The 16,771-nt window shown below is 65.4% G+C and carries 14 protein-coding genes; 2 read left to right on the top strand and 12 right to left on the bottom strand.

Annotated features, from left to right (window positions below):
* Window positions 1-28: 28 nt before the first annotated feature.
* The 7 genes from ACYQ8E_RS13445 to ACYQ8E_RS13415 are packed head-to-tail and all read right to left on the bottom strand — an operon-like array spanning window position 29 to window position 10,828.
* Window positions 29-550 (bottom strand): DUF4442 domain-containing protein, encoded by a 522-nt coding sequence (locus ACYQ8E_RS13445; protein ID WP_066723625.1) that lies wholly within the window; start codon window positions 548-550, stop codon window positions 29-31.
* Window positions 547-2,544 (bottom strand): FAD-dependent oxidoreductase, encoded by a 1,998-nt coding sequence (locus ACYQ8E_RS13440; RefSeq protein WP_066723622.1) that lies wholly within the window; start codon window positions 2,542-2,544, stop codon window positions 547-549. The genes ACYQ8E_RS13445 and ACYQ8E_RS13440 overlap by 4 nt, the downstream gene beginning before the upstream one ends.
* A gap of 25 nt (window positions 2,545-2,569) precedes the next feature.
* Window positions 2,570-3,511 carry an MBL fold metallo-hydrolase gene (locus ACYQ8E_RS13435; RefSeq protein WP_066723619.1) on the bottom strand — a complete coding sequence of 314 codons (942 nt, stop codon included), beginning with the start codon at window positions 3,509-3,511 and terminating at the stop codon, window positions 2,570-2,572.
* A 41-nt stretch (window positions 3,512-3,552) separates the two neighbouring features.
* Window positions 3,553-5,331, bottom strand: a complete 1,779-nt coding sequence (locus ACYQ8E_RS13430) for an acyl-CoA dehydrogenase family protein (protein WP_066729633.1) — start codon at window positions 5,329-5,331, stop codon at window positions 3,553-3,555.
* 41 nt (window positions 5,332-5,372) lie between these two features.
* Complete coding sequence (locus ACYQ8E_RS13425; RefSeq protein WP_066723616.1) at window positions 5,373-6,548, bottom strand: acetyl-CoA C-acyltransferase; 1,176 nt, start codon at window positions 6,546-6,548, stop codon at window positions 5,373-5,375.
* A gap of 51 nt (window positions 6,549-6,599) precedes the next feature.
* The gene (locus tag ACYQ8E_RS13420; protein WP_066723613.1) at window positions 6,600-8,990 is read right to left on the bottom strand and encodes a 3-hydroxyacyl-CoA dehydrogenase/enoyl-CoA hydratase family protein; all 2,391 of its coding nucleotides are present in this window, start codon (window positions 8,988-8,990) and stop codon (window positions 6,600-6,602) included.
* A gap of 2 nt (window positions 8,991-8,992) precedes the next feature.
* Complete coding sequence (locus ACYQ8E_RS13415; RefSeq protein WP_459861080.1) at window positions 8,993-10,828, bottom strand: AMP-dependent synthetase/ligase; 1,836 nt, start codon at window positions 10,826-10,828, stop codon at window positions 8,993-8,995.
* Between the two features lie 427 nt (window positions 10,829-11,255).
* Here ACYQ8E_RS13415 and hemL point away from each other — a divergent pair, with 427 nt between their 5' ends.
* Complete coding sequence (gene hemL / locus ACYQ8E_RS13410; RefSeq protein ID WP_066723606.1) at window positions 11,256-12,539, top strand: glutamate-1-semialdehyde 2,1-aminomutase; 1,284 nt, start codon at window positions 11,256-11,258, stop codon at window positions 12,537-12,539.
* 80 nt (window positions 12,540-12,619) lie between these two features.
* Here hemL and msrB read toward each other — a convergent pair whose 3' ends face one another.
* Genes msrB through ACYQ8E_RS13395 form a run of 3 tightly spaced genes read right to left on the bottom strand, consistent with a single transcriptional unit; the run spans window position 12,620 to window position 14,889 of the window.
* On the bottom strand, window positions 12,620-13,021 hold the full coding sequence (gene msrB / locus ACYQ8E_RS13405) for a peptide-methionine (R)-S-oxide reductase MsrB (RefSeq protein WP_066723604.1): 402 nt from the start codon (window positions 13,019-13,021) through the stop codon (window positions 12,620-12,622).
* Between the two features lie 40 nt (window positions 13,022-13,061).
* A complete protein-coding gene (locus ACYQ8E_RS13400; protein WP_066723601.1) occupies window positions 13,062-14,138 on the bottom strand; it encodes a sensor histidine kinase in 1,077 nt (358 codons plus the stop codon).
* 7 nt (window positions 14,139-14,145) lie between these two features.
* On the bottom strand, window positions 14,146-14,889 hold the full coding sequence (locus ACYQ8E_RS13395) for a response regulator transcription factor (RefSeq protein ID WP_066723598.1): 744 nt from the start codon (window positions 14,887-14,889) through the stop codon (window positions 14,146-14,148).
* Window positions 14,890-15,056: 167 nt separating this feature from the next.
* On the opposite strand from ACYQ8E_RS13395, the gene ACYQ8E_RS13390 reads away from it, so the two are divergent.
* Entirely contained in the window at window positions 15,057-15,839 is a 783-nt protein-coding gene (locus tag ACYQ8E_RS13390) for an enoyl-CoA hydratase-related protein (RefSeq protein WP_066723595.1), read from the top strand.
* On the opposite strand, the gene ACYQ8E_RS13385 is transcribed toward ACYQ8E_RS13390, so the two are convergent.
* Both ACYQ8E_RS13385 and ACYQ8E_RS13380 read right to left on the bottom strand, forming a co-directional pair.
* Window positions 15,836-16,321 carry a ferritin family protein gene (locus tag ACYQ8E_RS13385; RefSeq protein WP_066723592.1) on the bottom strand — a complete coding sequence of 162 codons (486 nt, stop codon included), beginning with the start codon at window positions 16,319-16,321 and terminating at the stop codon, window positions 15,836-15,838. The genes ACYQ8E_RS13390 and ACYQ8E_RS13385 overlap by 4 nt on opposite strands.
* A gap of 174 nt (window positions 16,322-16,495) precedes the next feature.
* Window positions 16,496-16,696, bottom strand: coding sequence for a cold-shock protein (locus ACYQ8E_RS13380; protein WP_066723589.1), 201 nt, complete (start codon window positions 16,694-16,696; stop codon window positions 16,496-16,498).
* Window positions 16,697-16,771: the final 75 nt, after the last annotated feature.

Here is a 16,771-nt window from a genome sequence, read left to right as displayed (position 1 = left end):
CCTCCTCGGTTTGCCCCGCAACCACTCTTCAGGCCGGGCGGGTGCGCACCTTGTCCCAGGGTTTGATGTGCCAGGTGATCCGCGCCCGCGCCACCAGGTTCCCTTGGCGGTCGCTCACCAGGGTCTCGAATTCCTTCACCAGCTTGTCATGCTCCTGCAGCGGCTGCAGTACCTCGGCGGCCAGCTCCGCGTCACTCAGCACGCTCTCGGCGATGATAGCGCTCCTGGCCTGATAAAGGTAGTCGATCTCGAGGTGCGCCATGATCAGCCGGTAGCGCACCGGGTCGAGCCGCGAGAGGAGGAGCATGCCGGAAGAGAATTCGGCGACGGTGGCGATGCAGCAGGCGTGGACGCCGCCGATATGATTGTGATTGCGACGCCGGTAGTCGGCGGTGGTGCGCACCCGGTCAGGGCCGAGGTCGAGGATGCGGACCCCGTGGGGGCGGTTGAAGGGGATCATCCGCCCGAGGAGGAGGTTCAGCACCCGCAGCCAGAAGCTTGAGGTGCGGGCCCTGGCCAGCAGACCGGGGAGGCGGGCGAAACTCTTCATGCGACCTCCTGTGCGGCGAGAAAACCCTGGTGGACGGCGTCGAGGACCAGCCCCGGCCGGCGGGCATCGCCGACCAAAGTGCAGGGGATGGCGAGCTCGGCGCAGAGCGGTTCGAGGCTCGCTTCGGCGCGGGTACCGACCGCCAGCACCACGCTGTCGGCGGGGAGGAGCAGGGACTCGCCGTGACGGGAGATCGTGACCCCGGCGGGACTGATCGCTTCGACCCGGCTCTCGGGAAAGCTGGCGACACCGTAGCGCTCCAGGTCCTGCAGCATGGTCCAGCGCGTGGTTCTGCCAAAATTGCCGCCCAGCTTGCCGAGCATTTCGACCAGGCTCACCTGGCGTTTCCCCCGCGTCGCCAGCCGGCGCAGCTCGCTCAGCTCTTCCGCCTCATGGATCAGCAGAAACTTGAGGACCTCGGCCGACAACGTCCCCTCCTCGGCGAGGGCCAGGGCCACCTCGATACCGACGGCACCGCCGCCGATCACCACCACCCGGCGACCGACCTCGGCCCGCCCCGCCAGCACCTCCCAGGCCTGCACCACCAGCGGCAGCTCGATCCCCGGAATCGCCGGTGTCAGCGGTTGGCCGCCGCTCGCCAGGATCACCCGGTCGGGCCGCAACTCCTCCAGCAGGCGACGATCGACGGTGCAACTCAACCGAACCGCGACCCCGGCGGCCGCCACCTGGCGAGCCAGGTCGGCAGCGAGGCCGGCAAACTCCGCCCGCCCCGGTGGGGCGCCGGCCAGCAGCAACTGCCCACCGAGCTCGTGGCTGCGCTCGCAGAGGGTGACGCGGTGACCGCGGCGGGCCGCCGCCAGCGCGGCGCTCATGCCAGCGGCGCCGCCGCCGACCACCAGCACCCGCTGCGGCATGGCACTGGCGACGAAGGCGCGATCGAGTTCGTGGCCGGCGCGGGGATTACAGAGGCATTCGATATGACGCATCTTGAAGAGGTTGTCGAAACAGCCCTGGCCGCAGGCGACGCAATGGACCAGCTGCGCCTCGCGCCCCAGGCGGGCCTTGTTCGGCAGCTCGGGATCGGCAATCAGCGCCCGTCCCATCGCCACGGCGTCGCACCACTGGTCAGCGAGGAGCTCGCGGGCGGTGGCCGGATCGTTGATGCGGTGACCGAGAATGACCGGGATCGTGACCCGTTCCCGGATGCCGCGGGCGAGGTAGGCGAAGGCGCCGCGCGGCACCTTGGTGACGATCTGGGGGAGCTGCGCCTCGTGCCAGCCGACATTGACACTGAGGGCGTCGGCACCGGCCGCCTCCAGCGCCATGGCAAAGGCGATCAGTTCTTCGCGGCCGTTGCCGCCGGGCATGAAGTCGTTGCCGTTGAGGCGCACGATCACCGGCAGGCCGCTCTCCTCTTTGACCGCAGCCACCACCGCGCAGCCGAAGCGCATGCGGTTTTCCAGGCTGCCGCCCCAGGCGTCGTCGCGTCGGTTGGTGAGGGGGGAAAGGAATTCGCTGATCAGGTAGCCGGTACCGGCCAGGATCTCGACGGCGTCGAAGCCGGCGGCGGCGACCCGCCCGGCGGCGGCGGCAAAGGCTTTGATCAGGCCATCGATTTCGGCACCGCTGAGGGCCCGCGGGGTCTCCCCGGTGAGGCGGGACGGCAGCGCCGAGGGGGCGACCGGCTGGAGGCCGCCGGTCAGCAGCGAATGATTGTAACGGCCGGCGTGGTTGAGTTGCACCGCGGCGCGTGCGCCGCCGGCATGGAGGGTGGCGGCAAGCCGGGTCAGGCCGGGGAGGAAGCGGTCGTCATGGGCGCCGATATGGCCGGGATGCGCCGCCAGCTCATCGACGCTGGCGTAACCGACGCTGATCAGGCCGGCGCCGCCGCGGGCGCGCTCGGCGTAGAAGGCGCAGAGGCGGTCGCTGACCTGGTAATCGTCGCAGAGGTTAAGGTGCATCGCCGGCATGACGATGCGGTTGGCCAGGGAGAGCGGGCCGATCGCCAGGGGGGTGAAGAGGATATCGCTCATGGTGGACTCGTCTCGCGCTAAGGGGTTAAGCCGCCAGGGCAGCGAACTGCCCGGCCAGCGGGGCGAGCAGGCCGATGCCGGCCAGCGCCTCCCGCAGCAGCTGCGGCCGGCGCAGGAAATCGCGCATGAAGAGAATTTCGGACGCTTTCAGGTAGATATGAAAGTCGTGCCGCAAACTGTCGCCAAAGAGTTCACGCACCAGTTGCGGCAGGCTGGCGCTTGCGGGGCAGGACTGCAGCCGGCCGGCCCGCTCCAGCAGCTTGCCGACATAAAAGAGGATGCTGGCATCGATGCTTTCGATGTACTCGCGGTGGCCCGGCAGCACCTTCCGGCCGCGCAGGGTGGCGAGCTGCTCCAGGGTGCGGCAGTAGGCGCCGTAGTTGTCGAAGCGCTCCCCGGTTTCGAGATCGACATCGAGCAGCGGCGACTGGAAGATGCCGCGCAGCATCACGTCGCCGGTCACTGCCCAGTCTTCCCCGGTCAGCACCAGATCGCTCTGGGAGTGCCCGGGGCAGGCCACCACCGCCAGCCCGAGATGATCGGGCAGCCCCTCCTCGATCGTCCGGAAGCGGGTCGGGAAGGCGGGGAAGACGCTGCCGTCGAGCATCGTGGCACGCAGGCCGGCGGCGAACTGCCGGGAAAAACCGAGTTCGAGCAGCAACGCGCCGAGGTGTTCGAGGCGCTCCTGGTGGCGTTCGATCTTCAGCGCGTCGCGATAGGGGAGCCAGATCTGGGCGCCGGTTTCCGCCTCGAGCCAGGCGGCCAGGCCGTAATGGTCGATATGACAGTGGGTGACGATGACATGGCGCAGCTGCGCCAGGTCGACCCGGTTGGCGAGCTCATCCCGGGCCTGGCGGGTCGGCGGCCCGGTGTCGAAGAGGACCAGCTCGCCACCCAGTTCGCCGCTGTAGCAGTGGACCGGCCCGACCGGATAGGGAGTGTCGAGGGTATGCTGGATCAGGCTCATGGTGGTCGTGACGGGGGCGGGCAGCCCCGCCCCCGCTTCCGTCAGAAGAGGTACTTTTCGCTCTCGTTGGCCGCGGCCGCGAGGAGGCGCTTGGCCGGCAGCAGCCCGGCGGCATCGTAGCGGGTGAAGCGCCGCACTCCGGAGAGGATCATGGTCAGGGTATCCCCCTCCTCGATGTAGAAGGCCCCCCGTTTTGCCGCGGTGGCGGCGCGCTCGGCGCCGTGGAAGGCGATGCTCTTCAGCACCGCCTGCAGCAGGCCGCGTTTTTCCGCGCTCGCCTGGCCGGCGATCTTCTCGACCCGCAGCAGGCTGCTCTCGATGGCGAAGATCTCGATCGCCAGGTCGGCCGCGGCGAGGAGCATCTCCTGCTCGTGCTGCAGCTGTTCACCGTGCTTCTGCACCGCGGCGCCGGCGAGGATCAGAAAGAGGGTCTTGAGGTTTTGCACCAGCAGTTTCTCGGCGGCATAGGGATCGCTGGCGTCGAGTTCCTCGAAGGAGGGGGTCATCAGCGACTCGAAGGCCTTCATCGCCTCCTTCTGCAGCGGCAGCTCCCCCTTGAGCGACTTGCGCAGGATCATGGCGGGGATCAGCAGGCGGTTGATTTCGTTGGTCCCCTCGAAGATGCGGTTGATCCGCTCGTCACGGTAGAAACGCTCCGCCGGATATTCGGCGGTGAAACCGTAGCCGCCGTGGATCTGCACCACCTCGTCGACCACCGTCGCCAGCACCTCGCTGCAAAAGACCTTGATGATGGCGCATTCGACCGAGTAGTCCTCGATCGCCTTCTGGTAGTGCTCGTAGTAATCCGCCCCCCCCTTGGGGATGGTCAGCAGCTGGTTGTCGATCATCCCGGAGAGGCGGTAGATCATCGACTCGGAGGCGAAGAGACCGGCCTGCATGTCGGCGACCTTCTCGCCGATCGCCCCGAACTGGGCGATCGGCGTATTGAACTGCTTGCGCTCGTTGGCGTACTTGATGCCGACCGCCATCGCCCCCTTGCCGGCGCCGAGGACCGCGGCGCCGAGCTTGAGGCGACCGACGTTGAGAACGTTGAAGGCAATCTTGTGCCCCTTGCCGATCTCGCCGAGGAGGTTCGCCACCGGCACCTTGCAGTTGTCGAGGATGATCTGGGTGGTCGAGGAGCCCTTGATGCCGAGCTTCTTCTCTTCGTTGCCGACCACCAGTCCCTCGAAGCTGCGCTCGACCAGAAAAGCGGTGAATTTGGTCTTGTCGACCTGGGCGAAGACGGTGTAGAGGTCGGCGAAGGAGCCGTTGGTGATGAACTGCTTGGTGCCGTTGAGGATGTAGTATTTTCCATCCTCGCTGAGCGTCGCGCTGGCCCGGGCGCCGAGGGCGTCGGAACCGCTGCCGGGTTCGGTCAGGCAGTAGGCGCCGAGCCACTCGCCGGTGAGGATCTTCTCGAGGTACTGCGCCTTCTGCGCCGGGGTGCCGTAATAGACCAGCGGCAGGGTGGCGATGCCGGTATGGCAGGCGTAGGCAACCGAGAAGGAGCCGGAAGGGGCGATCTTCTCGGCGGCGAGCATGCTCGTCACCTTGTCGAGTTCGAGTCCGCCGTACTCCTCGGGGCCGTCGATCATCAGCAGGCCGAGCTCGCCGGCCTTCTTCATCCCCTGTACCACCAGGTCGAAGCGGCCGCTGTCGATCTCCTCGAGGTGGGGGACGACTTCGTTTTCGATGAACTCGGTCGTCGTCTCGGCGATCTGCCGCTGTTCGTCGCTGAAATCCTCCGGAGTGAAGACCTCTTCGGCCAGTGACTGCTTGACCAGATACTCACTCCCCTGCAATGCCTGTCGGTCCATTTTCATCTCCGTCTCTCCTTGGCAACCCGGTTTCGGGAAGATCAGATCCGTTCAAAGATACCAGCCGCGCCCATGCCGCCGCCGATGCACATCGAGACCATCCCGTAGCGCCCCTGGCGCCGCCGCAGCTCGTGCAGCAGGGTCGCGGTCAGCTTGGCGCCGGTACAGCCCAGGGGATGGCCGAGGGCGATGGCGCCGCCGTTGACATTGATGATCTCCGGGTCGAGGCTGAGGTCGCGGATCACCGCCAGCGACTGGGCGGCGAAGGCCTCGTTCAGTTCGAGGAGCTCGATGTCGCCCTGCTTGAGGCCAGCCAGCTTGAGCGCCTTGGGGATCGCCTCGACCGGACCGATCCCCATGATCTCCGGCGGCACGCCGGCGGCGGCGAAGGCGACAAAACGGGCCAGCGGCTCCAGGCCGGACTTTTTCAGAAAAGCTTCGGAAACGACCAGGGTCGCCGCGGCGCCGTCGGTCATCTGCGAAGCGTTGCCGGCGGTGACGCTGCCGTCGACCTTGAAGACCGGCTTGAGCCGGGCCAGGCCGGCGGCGCTGGTATCGGCGCGCACGCCGTCGTCACTGGCGACGGTCTCCTGCTGCCGCTGCAGCTTGCCGCCGCTCAGGGCCACCTGCTCGACCTCGACCGGGATGGTCTCCGCGGCAAAGCGTCCGGCGGCGAGGGCGGCTGCCGCTTTCTGATGGCTGGCGGCGGCGAAAATATCCTGGTCTTCCCGGCTGATGCCATACTTCTCCGCCACCAGCTCGGCGGTCACCCCCATCGAGGCGAAGGACTCGGGCCATTCGGCCTGCAGCCCGGGGTTGGCGCTGTACTTGTTCCCCCCCATCGGCACGCAGGTCATCGACTCGGTGCCGCCGGCGACGATACAGTCGGCGAAGCCGGCGCTGATCCGCTCGGCGGCGAGGGCGATGCTCTGCAGGCCGGAGGAGCAGAAGCGGTTGATGGTCATCGCCGGCACCTGGTAAGGGAGCCCGGCGCGCAGCGCCGCGATGCGCGCTACGTTCATCCCCTGCTCCCCTTCCGGGAAAGCGCAGCCGAGAATGACATCCTCGATGGCATGGGGATCGACGCCGGTACGCTCCAGCAGGCCCCGGATCGCCAGCGCCGCGAGGTCGTCGGGACGCATATCCTTGAACTTCCCCTTGTGGGCGCGGCAGCCGGGGGTGCGATAGGCGGCAACGATATAAGCTGTTTTCTTCATCGAAATCCTCCGTGAACAGGCGTAATCACCTGGTGGCTCATCCCTGGGCGGCTAGTTGCGCAGCGGCTTGCCGGTCTTCAGCATGTGCTGGATGCGCGCTGCAGTCTCTTTCTGACCACAGAGCTTGAGGAAGGCCTCCCGTTCCAGGCGCAGCAGGTACTCCTCCGAGATCAGGGTGCCGGGGGGCACGTCGCCGCCGCAGATCACCGTGGCGATGGTGCCGCCGAGCTGCTCCTCGTATTCGGTCACGAAGCCCCCCTGGCGCAGGTTCCAGAGCTGGCTCTTGATGCTCGCGGCGATGCTGCGCCCGGGCGCCGGCAGGCTCTCGAGCGGCTGCCCCGGCCGGAAGTTGACGGCCAGCGCCAGCACCTTCTGCTTGGCGTCGGCGATCAGCCGCTCCCGGTCCATGGTGATCGAATCGCCGTGCCGCAGATAGCCAAGCCCGTAGAGCTCGGCGGCGCCCATCGAGACCTTGGCCATGCCGATGTTGCGGAAGTTCTTGAAGAGGAAGGGGGAGACGTCGGTATCGAACTGCTGCGCCAGGGCCACCGCCCGCAGGCACATCTCCTTGGTGCCGCCGCCGGCGGGGAGGAGCCCGACGCCGATCTCCACCAGCCCCATGTAGGTCTCGGCGTGGGCGACCACCGCCGAGGCGTGGAGGGTGAATTCGGCGCCACCGCCGAGGGTCATGCCGAAGGGAGCGACGACCGTCGGCACCCGGGCGTACTTCAGCGCCATCGTCGTCTTCTGGAAGGTGCGCACCATCAGGTCGATATCCTCGAACGCCCCCTCGGCCTGGGCCACCGCCAGCAGCATCAGGTTGGCGCCAACCGAGAAGTTGGCCCCCTGGTTGGCGACGACCAGCCCGACGCCGTCACGCTCGGCCCGGGCCACCGCCTTCTGGGTGAGGGCGAGGATATCGGCGCCGAGGCTGTTCATCTTGGAGTGGAACTCGAGGCAGAAGACGCCGTCGCCGAGATCGTGCAGGGAGGCGCCGGCATTCTTCTCGACCACGCCGCCGCTGCGGCGGATCACCTCGAGATTGATGGTGCCAGCCGGCTGCGGCAGCGGCAGGAAGCCGCGCGTCACCAGGTCGAAGTACTCGGGCTGCCCCTGCTCGCTGTAGCGGTAGAAGCGCTCGACCCCCTTCAAGGCCGCGGGCACCGCGACGCCGTCCTGCTCGGCACGGGCGACAAAGGCCGGCACGCCGATGGCATCGAGCATCTCGAAGGGACCGAGTTCCCAGTTGAACCCCCACTTCATGGCGTTGTCGATGTTGACGACGTCATCGGCGATCTCGGGGATGCGGTTGACGGTGTAGATCAGGGTGTCGCGCAGGGTGCGCCAGGCATAGTCGGCGGCCTGGTCGCTGGCGCCGACCATCTCCCGCACCCGCCGCGCCGGGTCGTCGACCTGCTTGACCGCCGCCAGCGAAGCGAACTGGGGCTTCTCGGCCGGCCGATATTCCCCCTTTTGCCAGTCGTAGGCGAGGATCGTCTTTTTGCCGGCGGCATCGGTACTCTTCTGGTAAAACCCCTTGCGTGTCTTGTTGCCGAGCAGGCCATCCTTGATCATCTGCTGCAGAAAGGCCGGAACCTTGAAGACTTCGCGCTCCTCGTCGCCCTGGAGGAGCTCAAAGGAGTTGTTGGCGACATGCACCAGGGTATCGTTGCCGACCAGGTCGGCGGTGCGGAAGGCGGCCGACTTGGGACGCGCCGTCGCCGGGCCGGCGACGGCATCGACCGTTTCGATCGACAGCCCCATCGCCTGCATGTGCGCGATCCCCTTGAAGATCGCGTAGACCCCGATGCGGTTGGCGATGAAGTTGGGGGTATCCTTGGCGTAGACCACCCCCTTGCCGAGGCGCCGTGAGACGAAATCGGCCAGCTGCGCCACCACCTGCGGATCGGTCTCGGCGCAGGGGACAATTTCGAGCAGCCGCATGTAACGCGGCGGGTTGAAAAAGTGGGTGACGAGGAAGTTGCGCCGGATTTGTGCCGGCAAGGCCTGGGCCATGGCGTTCACCGACAGGCCGCTGGTATTGGTCGAAAGGATTGCCCCGGGCTGCAGGTGGGGGGCGATCCGTTCCAGCAGCTGCAGCTTGATCGGCAGGTGTTCGATCACCACCTCAACCACCCAGTCACAGGCACCGAGCCGGTCGAGATGATCCTCGAAGTTCCCGGGGCGGATCTGCGCCGCGTACTCGGCGAGGTAGAAAGGTGCCGGCTTCTGCTTCTGCAGCGCCGCCAGCCCCTCGGTGGCAATGCGGTTGCGCACCGGCGGGCTGTCGAGGGTCAGACCCTTGGCCTGCTCGGCGTCGTTCAACGCTTTCGGGACGATATCGAGCAGTTCGACCTGCAGGCCGGCATTGGCGAGGTGAGCGGCGATGGTTGCCCCCATCACCCCGGCGCCGAGCACGGCGACCCGATTGATCTGTTTCATCTTCAACCTCCCCTGACTGGTGATTCGGTTCTCTTTTCGAAATAGAGACGATCGATCTTGTCCTGGTACTTTTCACAGATGACCTTGCGCTTGAGTTTCAGCGTCGCCGTCAGCTCCCCCCCTTCGATGGAAAAGTCGACGGGGAGAATGGCGAAGGCCTTGATGCTCTCGTAGGGCGGCAGCTCGGCATTGACCACCGCCACCCGCTCGGCGAAGAGCTGAAGAACCCGCTGATGGGCGACCAGGTCCTCGATGCCGATATAGTTGATCTGCTCCTCCCGGGCCAGCTCCAGCAGCCGCTCGAGATTGGGAGTGAGGAGCGCGACCAGGAAGGGGCGCCGGTCGCCATAGACCAGCGCCTGGGAGATAAATTTATCGAGCTTGAGCTTGTTTTCCAGAGGCTGGGGGGCAATATTCTTGCCACCGGCGGTGACGATCAGCTCCTTCTTGCGATCGACAATATAGACGAAGCCGTCAGCATCGATGCTGCCGATATCGCCGGTCAAAAACCAGCCGTCCTGGAAGGTCGCTGCCGTCGCCGCCTCATCGCGGTAGTAGCCGCGCATCACCTGCGGTCCGCGGGCGAGGAGCTCGCCATCGGCGGCGAGGCGAATCTCGGTCTGCTCCAGCGGCTGGCCGACGGAGCCGAAGCGCATCGCCTGCGGGCTGTTCAGGGTCAGGGCCGGGCTGGTTTCGGTCAGCCCGTACCCCTCGTAGGTCGGGATGCCGAGAATCCACATGAATTCGTTGATCTTGCGGTCGAGGGGGGCGCCGCCGGAAATGCAACTGCGCAGGCGTCCGCCGAAACGCTGCCGGATCTTGCTGAAGACCAGGCGATCGGCCAGGCGGTAGCGCACCTCGAGCAGGGGCGCCGGCCGCTCGCCGGCATGGCGTGCGGTGACATGCTGGCGCCCGACTTCCAGCGCCCAGTGAAAGAGACGGCGCTTGGCGGGAGACATCTGGTGGGCGGCTTCGTGGATGCGCGAATAGATCTTTTCGAAGAGGCGGGGGACGCTGACCATGATCGTCGGCTGCACTTCCCCCATGTTCTCCACCACCTTTTCGACACTTTCGGCAAAGGCGATGTGGCAACCGCAGATCAGGGCGGCATGGTAACCGGCCGATCGTTCGAGGACATGGCTCAAGGGGAGGAAACTGAGAAAGACCTGGTCCGGCTGCAGCCCGCCGAGACAGCGCAGGCCGGCCCAGGCGTCAAAGAGCATGCTCCCCTGGCTCAGCATCACCCCCTTGGGGACGCCGGTCGTCCCCGAAGTGTAAATGATGGTGATCAGGTCGGCGGCGCCGAGACCGTCGATCGTCGCTTCGATCCCGGAACGCTCCTCCGCGGTGAGCGGATGGGAGACCTCCGACAGCTGGTAGAGGGTGTAGACCGGCATCTCCCGTTCGCCCAGGAAGCGCTCGAAAGAGAAGACCTGGCTCACTCCGGGGAGACTTTCACGTACCTTGTACAGTTTCTGGTACTGGGTCCGGGTCGAAACGAAGACCGTCTCCACTCCGGCGTGGTTGAGCACATAGGCAGCCTGTTCCGGGGTGTTGGTGGCATAGATCGGCACCGTGATGGCGCCGACGGCCTGAATGGCGAGATCGGAGATCGCCCAGCCGGCCCGGTTTTCGGAAAAGATGGCGACCCGGTCGCCCGGCTTGATCCCGATCTTGCGCAGCCCCCGCGCCGCCATCAGCACCCGGTCGTAGAGGTGGGCGTAGGTCAGTCTGACCCAGGCCCCCTCCTTCTTGTAGCTGATCGCCGTGTTGCCAGCAAACCTGGTGGCGTTCTCCCTGAGCATGGCCGGAATCGACCGGAAGGGGACCTCTTTCATGGCGAACTCCTTTGTGCTCCCCGCGACCTCGCTTCAATATTACCTTAACGTACACGTAAAGGATATAACCAGACATACACCCTGCTGGGCGGGCATTAAAAAACTGCGCCCCTGAGCCGATCTCTTTCCACCCTTATAGATGCTCTTTACGTTCAAGTCAACTCATTTTCAAACGTTTTTTTATAATTTCCCGCCACACACTGAAAACGGCCGGCAAAAGTGCCGGCTGGCTCGTCTTTCATGTTATATTTTCACAAAAAGCGAGGCCATTTTAAGACCTGCTTCCGGTCGCCGCGCCCGGCCCCGGGCAGGCGCCAGCTTGACAGCCCCATGGGGGGTATGATACTCAGTCCCCTGTCCCTGCATCCCCTGTTTTTCAGCCTTTTGACAAAAACCGAGGCGTCCTTCCAACTGCCGTGAGGAGACCATGAACCATCAGAAATCGACTGCCCTGTTCACCGAAGCCAAACGGATCATCCCCGGCGGGGTGAACAGCCCGGTGCGCGCCTTCAAATCGGTCGGTTGCGACCCGATTTTCATCGAGCGGGCCGAAGGCTCCAAAATCTACGACGCCGACGGCAACGCCTATATCGACTATGTCGGTTCCTGGGGTCCGATGATCCTCGGCCACTGCCACCCCAAGGTCGTCGAGGCGATCCAGACCGCCGCCAGGAACGGGGCGTCCTACGGTGCTCCCACCAAGCTCGAGATCGACCTCGCCGAAATGGTCTGCGCGGCCTATCCCAATATCGAGATGGTGCGCATGGTCTCGTCGGGGACCGAGGCGACGATGAGCGCCATTCGCCTCGCCCGGGGCTTCACCGGTCGCGACAAGATCCTCAAGTTCGACGGCTGCTATCATGGCCACGCCGACTCGCTGCTGGTCCGGGCCGGCTCCGGTGCGGCGACCTTCGGCGTACCGACCTCCCCCGGCGTCCCGGCCGACTTCGCCAAGCACACCCTGACCGCGACCTACAACGACCTCGCCGACGTCAAGACGCTGGTCGCCGCCAACAAGGGGGAGATCGCCTGCATCATCCTCGAGCCGATCGCCGGCAACATGGGGTGCGTCGCGCCGAGGCCCGGCTTTCTCGAAGGGCTGCGGGCTCTCTGTGACCAGGAGGGGATGCTGCTGATCGTCGACGAGGTGATGACCGGCTTCCGCGTTGCCTACGGCGGCGCCCAGGAGCGCTTCAAGGTCTACGGCGATTTGGTCTGCCTCGGCAAGATCATTGGCGGCGGCCTGCCGGTCGGGGCTTTTGGCGGCAAACGCGAAATCATGAGCAAGCTCTCCCCCGACGGCGGCGTCTACCAGGCCGGAACCCTCTCCGGCAACCCACTGGCAATGAGCGCCGGCATCGCCACCCTCAACCTGTTGCGCGCTGAAGGCTTCTACGACCGCATCGAGGAGAAGAGCGCCTACCTGGAAAAGGGGCTGCGCCAGGCGGCGACGGCGGCCGGGGTCGCGACCTCGCTGCAACGGGTCGGCGGCATGTTCTGCACCTATTTCCAGGCGGAAGAGGTCTTTGCCTTCGCCGATGTCAAGCCGGAGGCGCCGCAGATATTTGCCCGCTTCTTCCGCGCCATGCTCGAAGAGGGGATCAATCTCGCGCCGAGCCAGTACGAAGCCGGCTTCATGAGCATCGCCCACAGCACCGAGGACCTCGACCGCACCATCGAGGCGGCGCACCGGGCCCTCGCCAGTCTCTAGACACGCTCACTTATCAATAGACAACAAGGCCCGGCCAATTTGGCCGGGCCTTGTTGCATTGATGCGAATAGGGCGCTGATTCACGCCTCTGCTGCAACGAACTCCAGGGCCGCCGAATTGATGCAGTAGCGCTGACCGGTCGGTGCCGGCCCGTCGGGAAAGACGTGCCCGAGGTGACCGCCGCAGCGGGGACAGCAGACCTCGGTGCGGCGCATGAAGAGGCTTTTGTCCTCGCGGGTGGCGACGTTTTCCGGCTTCACCGGCCGGGTGAAGCTCGGCCAGCCACTCCCGGATTCGAACTTGTCGGCGGAACTAAACAGCTCAAGTCCGCAGCCGGCGCAGTGATAGCGCCCGGCCTCATGGTTGTCCCAGTACTTGCCGCTGAAGGCCCGCTCCGTCCCCGATTTGCGCAGGACATGGTACTGCTCCGGAGAGAGCTGCGCTTTCCATTCTGCCTCGCTTTTACTGATTTTAGCGGTCATAACGACTCCTTTTCAGGATGCGGGAGAATCGGCACTTCCATTAACGCCCGGTCGCAGCCGGCAGGACAAACCAGACGCAGGTTTGGCCTGCCGAGCTCTCGGCGCCCACGGTGCCACCGTGGGCCTCGATCAATTCCTTGACGATGGCGAGGCCGATACCGGCGCCACCGGCAGCGCGGGATCGGGACGGGTCGGCCCGATAAAACCGTTCGAAGATGAACGGGAGGTCAGCCGCCGGGATGCCGGAGCCGCTGTTGGCAACCGTCACCCGCACCCCGGCGGCGACCCGCTCGGCGCTGACTGCGACTTGGCCGTTGACCGGGGTGTATTTCCAGGCGTTCTCCAGCAGGTTGCGCAACGCCTGCAGCAGCTTGTCCCGGTCAGCCGCCACCCATTCGGTGCCGGGAGCGAAACGACTGGTCACGGTCAGACCACGCCCCTCGAAACGGGGGCGATCGAGGCGCAACAACTGGGTCACTGCGGCCGGCAGGTCGACCGGTTCACGCCGCAAATAAGCGCGGGCGGCATCGGCACGGGCGAGCTGGCCCAGATCGTCCACCAGGTGGACCAGGCGCAGGGTTTCCTGCTGCAGCATCACCAGGGTTTCCCGCTCCGGCGGCAGAATCCCGTCGGCCAGTCCTTCCAGATAGCCGCGCAGGTTGGTCAGTGGCGTCCGCAGTTCATGGGCGACATCGGCGACCATGGTCTTGCGCAGCGCCTCAAGGCGTTCCAGCGCGTCGGCCATCCGGTTGAAAGCGGCGGCGACCTCGGCGACCTCATCGCTACCAACGGCTGTCACCCGCGCGGCAAAATTGCCGGCGGCGACCTCGCGGGTGGCCGCGGTCATGGCCGCCAACGGTTGCAACACGCGCCGGGTCAGCAGAAAACTGAGGACGAAAGCGAGCAGCAAAGCAGCCAGGCTGGCCCAGATCAGGGTTTCATGAATGGCGGTGAGAAAGGCATGGTGGGTTTCGGTCGGAGAGACCATGTACTTGTCCATCAGGACCATGAAATAGCCGGCGGCCAAATGGTCGATCGCCAGCCAGACCACGGCGAGGATCACCAGGACGACCGGCAGGTTGATCAGCAGCAATTTCCAGAGCAGGCGCTGTTTCATCCCTGCCTCACGCCTGAGGCCCCGACTGGCCGTCAGACTTTTCACCCGCTACCTCTTCGCAGAGACGATAACCGAAACCGCGCACCGTCTCGATAAAACGTGGTGCGGCCGGATCATCACCGAGCTTCTGCCGCAGCTTGCCGATGTGGACGTCGATCACCCGGTCGATCACCGCTTCCCCGTGCTGGTGGATCCGCTCCAGCAGCTCCTCCCGGGAGAGGACGCGCCCCGCCGCCGCCAGCAGGGCGTGCAGCAGCCGGAACTCGACCGCGGTCAGCTCCACCGGCTGCCCCTGGAGACTGACCCGATGCTGCCCGGGATCGAGGACCAGGCCGCCCCGGGCGAGGACTTCCTCCTTCTGCACCGGTCGGGTTCCGGTGCGGCGCAGGATCGCCTTGACCCGCTCCACCAGTTCCCGCGGGCTGAAAGGCTTGACCACGTAGTCGTCGGCCCCGAGGGAGAGGCCGAGGACCCGGTCGATCTCCTCCTCCCGGGCGGTCAGGATCAGGATCGGCACCGAGGAGACCTTGCGCAGTTCGCGGCAGACCTCCCAGCCGTCGGCACCGGGGAGCATGATATCAAGAATCACGAAACCGACCGGCTGATCCCGGGCCAGCTTCAGGGCGGCGGCCCCGTCTCCCACCTGGCGGGTGGGAAACCCCTCCCGCTCCAGGTAGCGGACGACCAGGGCGGCGGTATTGGCATCGTCCTCGACGACCAGAATCGGTCCGGTGAGCTGGTCTGCGTACATCCAAAACACCTCCAGTGCTGGCAGGGTGTAAACCATTTGTTTCAAGTATACCGGTTCTGGCGCCGCCGGTGGCGCTGCGGGGCAGGGGGAGACTGTTGCAGGGTAAGCCTTGCCAGCGTTTCGGTAGCAGGCTAGGATGGGCCTCGGTCTGCCAACGGGAGAGAGCTATGGCATTGGTCAATTTGCTGGTGGAGTGTCGGGACGGCGTGGCGGAGGTGACTCTCAATCGCCCCGAGGTACGAAACGCCTTGAACGAAGCAACCCTGCGCGAACTGGGCGAGGTCTTCACCGCGCTGGCCGAGGACTCGGAGGTGCGCGCGGTAATTCTCACCGGGGCCGGTGATCGGGCCTTCGCTGCGGGTGGCGATATTGCGGCGGTGGTCGACTTTTCCCCGCTGCAGGCCCGTGACTTTGCGCGCCTGGCACAAGAGGTCCTCGACCGGGTGGAGCAATGCAGTAAACCGGTGATCGCCGCCATCAACGGCTTCGCGGTCGGGGGGGGCTGCGAGCTGGCTATGGCCTGCGACCTGCGGCTCGCGGCGGAGAACGCGCGTTTCGGCCAGCCGGAGATCAATCTCGGCATTCTCGCCGGCTGGGCCGGGACCCAGCGCCTGCCCAGGCTGGTCGGGAAAGGCCGGGCGCTGGAACTGCTGCTGACCGGGGAACTTATTGACGCCGAGGAAGCCTGGCGCATCGGTCTCGTCAACCGGGTAGTCCCGGCAGCAGAGTTGCTGGCGACCGCCCGGGAGCTGGCCCGGAACCTGGCGGCTAAAGCACCGGTAGCGGCACAGCTCACCAAGGCTGCCGTCCACAACGGCCTGGAGATGGACAGTTGCCGCGCCGCCGGCTACGAGGCGGACCTGTTTGCCCTCTGCTTCGCCACGCCAGAGCAGAAGGAAGGGATGCGAGCCTTTCTGGAGAAACGCCCACCGCGTTTTTCGGGGCGTTAAACCGCCGGGGTGCCGCCTGCTGATTTATTTCGGCGGTGCCACCAGGTCAAACACTCCCGCAGGGTGTTCAGGTGCTGCTGGTCCGAGCGGCCAAGGCCGTTAAAGAGGTCGGCCAGCTGCTGGTTGCTGAAGTGAACGGCATTGTCGAGATGAATCTTGATAAAATATTTTTCCAGATCCACGGCCAGTCGCAGGGCCTTTTCCTCCGAAACCTGCTGTTGCTCGACTTCGGTCAGGAAGCGCTGCGCCAGTTGCAGGGCTTCATCGACCTTCACCCAGGCGATCCGGTTAACCCCGAGCTTTTCCAGTTCCGGCACCTGCAGGGCCAGGTCAAGCTGCCGGGAATGTTCCCGCTCATCCGCCGCCAGTTGCTGGAAAGTGGCGCGCACCTCGGCGGCAAATCCCGGAACGCTGGCAAGGTGTTGATAGATACGGCCCGCCACCTCCTCGATCTGGCGACAGTCAGTCAACAACAGGTGCATTAAAAAACCTCCCTGAAAATCCGACGTTCCGCTTCTCCTCCCCTACCCCTTTACACCCCGGGCGCCTCGCTGTCAAAGGGGCGGTCGGCGCAACCACTCCTCCCCAGTGACGAAAATGGCCCCCGGCAGCTTGTTGCCGGGGGCCATTTTTACATCCGCGGTTATGCAGCCAGGCTAGACCTTCTGCACATTGCTCGCCTGGGGGCCCTTTTGCCCCTGCGAGACATCAAAGGTCACCCGATCGCCTTCGGCCAGGGACTTGAACCCATCCCCCTGAATGGCGGAGAAGTGTACAAAAACATCCGGGCCGTTGTCCTGCTCGATAAAACCAAACCCCTTCGCATCATTGAACCATTTCACTTTGCCTTCTGCCATTGCCTTACTCCTTTTGTCCTTCCCTTGCCGGGAGCCTGATTTGGTTGTGCGATCTCCCTGTTCCCGCAAAAATCC

This window comes from Desulfuromonas carbonis, assembly GCF_054658035.1.
This window is presented reverse-complemented; position numbering and strand designations above follow the sequence as displayed.

Excerpts from the sequence above, each read along its gene's own strand:
- ACYQ8E_RS13445 (WP_066723625.1), bottom strand. The coding sequence starts at position 550 with ATGAAGAGTTTCGCCCGCCTCCCCGGTCTGCTGGCCAGGGCCCGCACC.
- ACYQ8E_RS13440 (WP_066723622.1), bottom strand. The coding sequence starts at position 2,544 with ATGAGCGATATCCTCTTCACCCCCCTGGCGATCGGCCCGCTCTCCCTG.
- ACYQ8E_RS13435 (WP_066723619.1), bottom strand. The coding sequence starts at position 3,511 with ATGAGCCTGATCCAGCATACCCTCGACACTCCCTATCCGGTCGGGCCG.
- ACYQ8E_RS13430 (WP_066729633.1), bottom strand. The coding sequence starts at position 5,331 with ATGGACCGACAGGCATTGCAGGGGAGTGAGTATCTGGTCAAGCAGTCA.
- ACYQ8E_RS13425 (WP_066723616.1), bottom strand. The coding sequence starts at position 6,548 with ATGAAGAAAACAGCTTATATCGTTGCCGCCTATCGCACCCCCGGCTGC.
- ACYQ8E_RS13420 (WP_066723613.1), bottom strand. The coding sequence starts at position 8,990 with ATGAAACAGATCAATCGGGTCGCCGTGCTCGGCGCCGGGGTGATGGGG.
- ACYQ8E_RS13415 (WP_459861080.1), bottom strand. The coding sequence starts at position 10,828 with ATGAAAGAGGTCCCCTTCCGGTCGATTCCGGCCATGCTCAGGGAGAAC.
- hemL (WP_066723606.1), top strand. The coding sequence starts at position 11,256 with ATGAACCATCAGAAATCGACTGCCCTGTTCACCGAAGCCAAACGGATC.
- msrB (WP_066723604.1), bottom strand. The coding sequence starts at position 13,021 with ATGACCGCTAAAATCAGTAAAAGCGAGGCAGAATGGAAAGCGCAGCTC.
- ACYQ8E_RS13400 (WP_066723601.1), bottom strand. The coding sequence starts at position 14,138 with ATGAAACAGCGCCTGCTCTGGAAATTGCTGCTGATCAACCTGCCGGTC.
- ACYQ8E_RS13395 (WP_066723598.1), bottom strand. The coding sequence starts at position 14,889 with ATGTACGCAGACCAGCTCACCGGACCGATTCTGGTCGTCGAGGACGAT.
- ACYQ8E_RS13390 (WP_066723595.1), top strand. The coding sequence starts at position 15,057 with ATGGCATTGGTCAATTTGCTGGTGGAGTGTCGGGACGGCGTGGCGGAG.
- ACYQ8E_RS13385 (WP_066723592.1), bottom strand. The coding sequence starts at position 16,321 with ATGCACCTGTTGTTGACTGACTGTCGCCAGATCGAGGAGGTGGCGGGC.
- ACYQ8E_RS13380 (WP_066723589.1), bottom strand. The coding sequence starts at position 16,696 with ATGGCAGAAGGCAAAGTGAAATGGTTCAATGATGCGAAGGGGTTTGGT.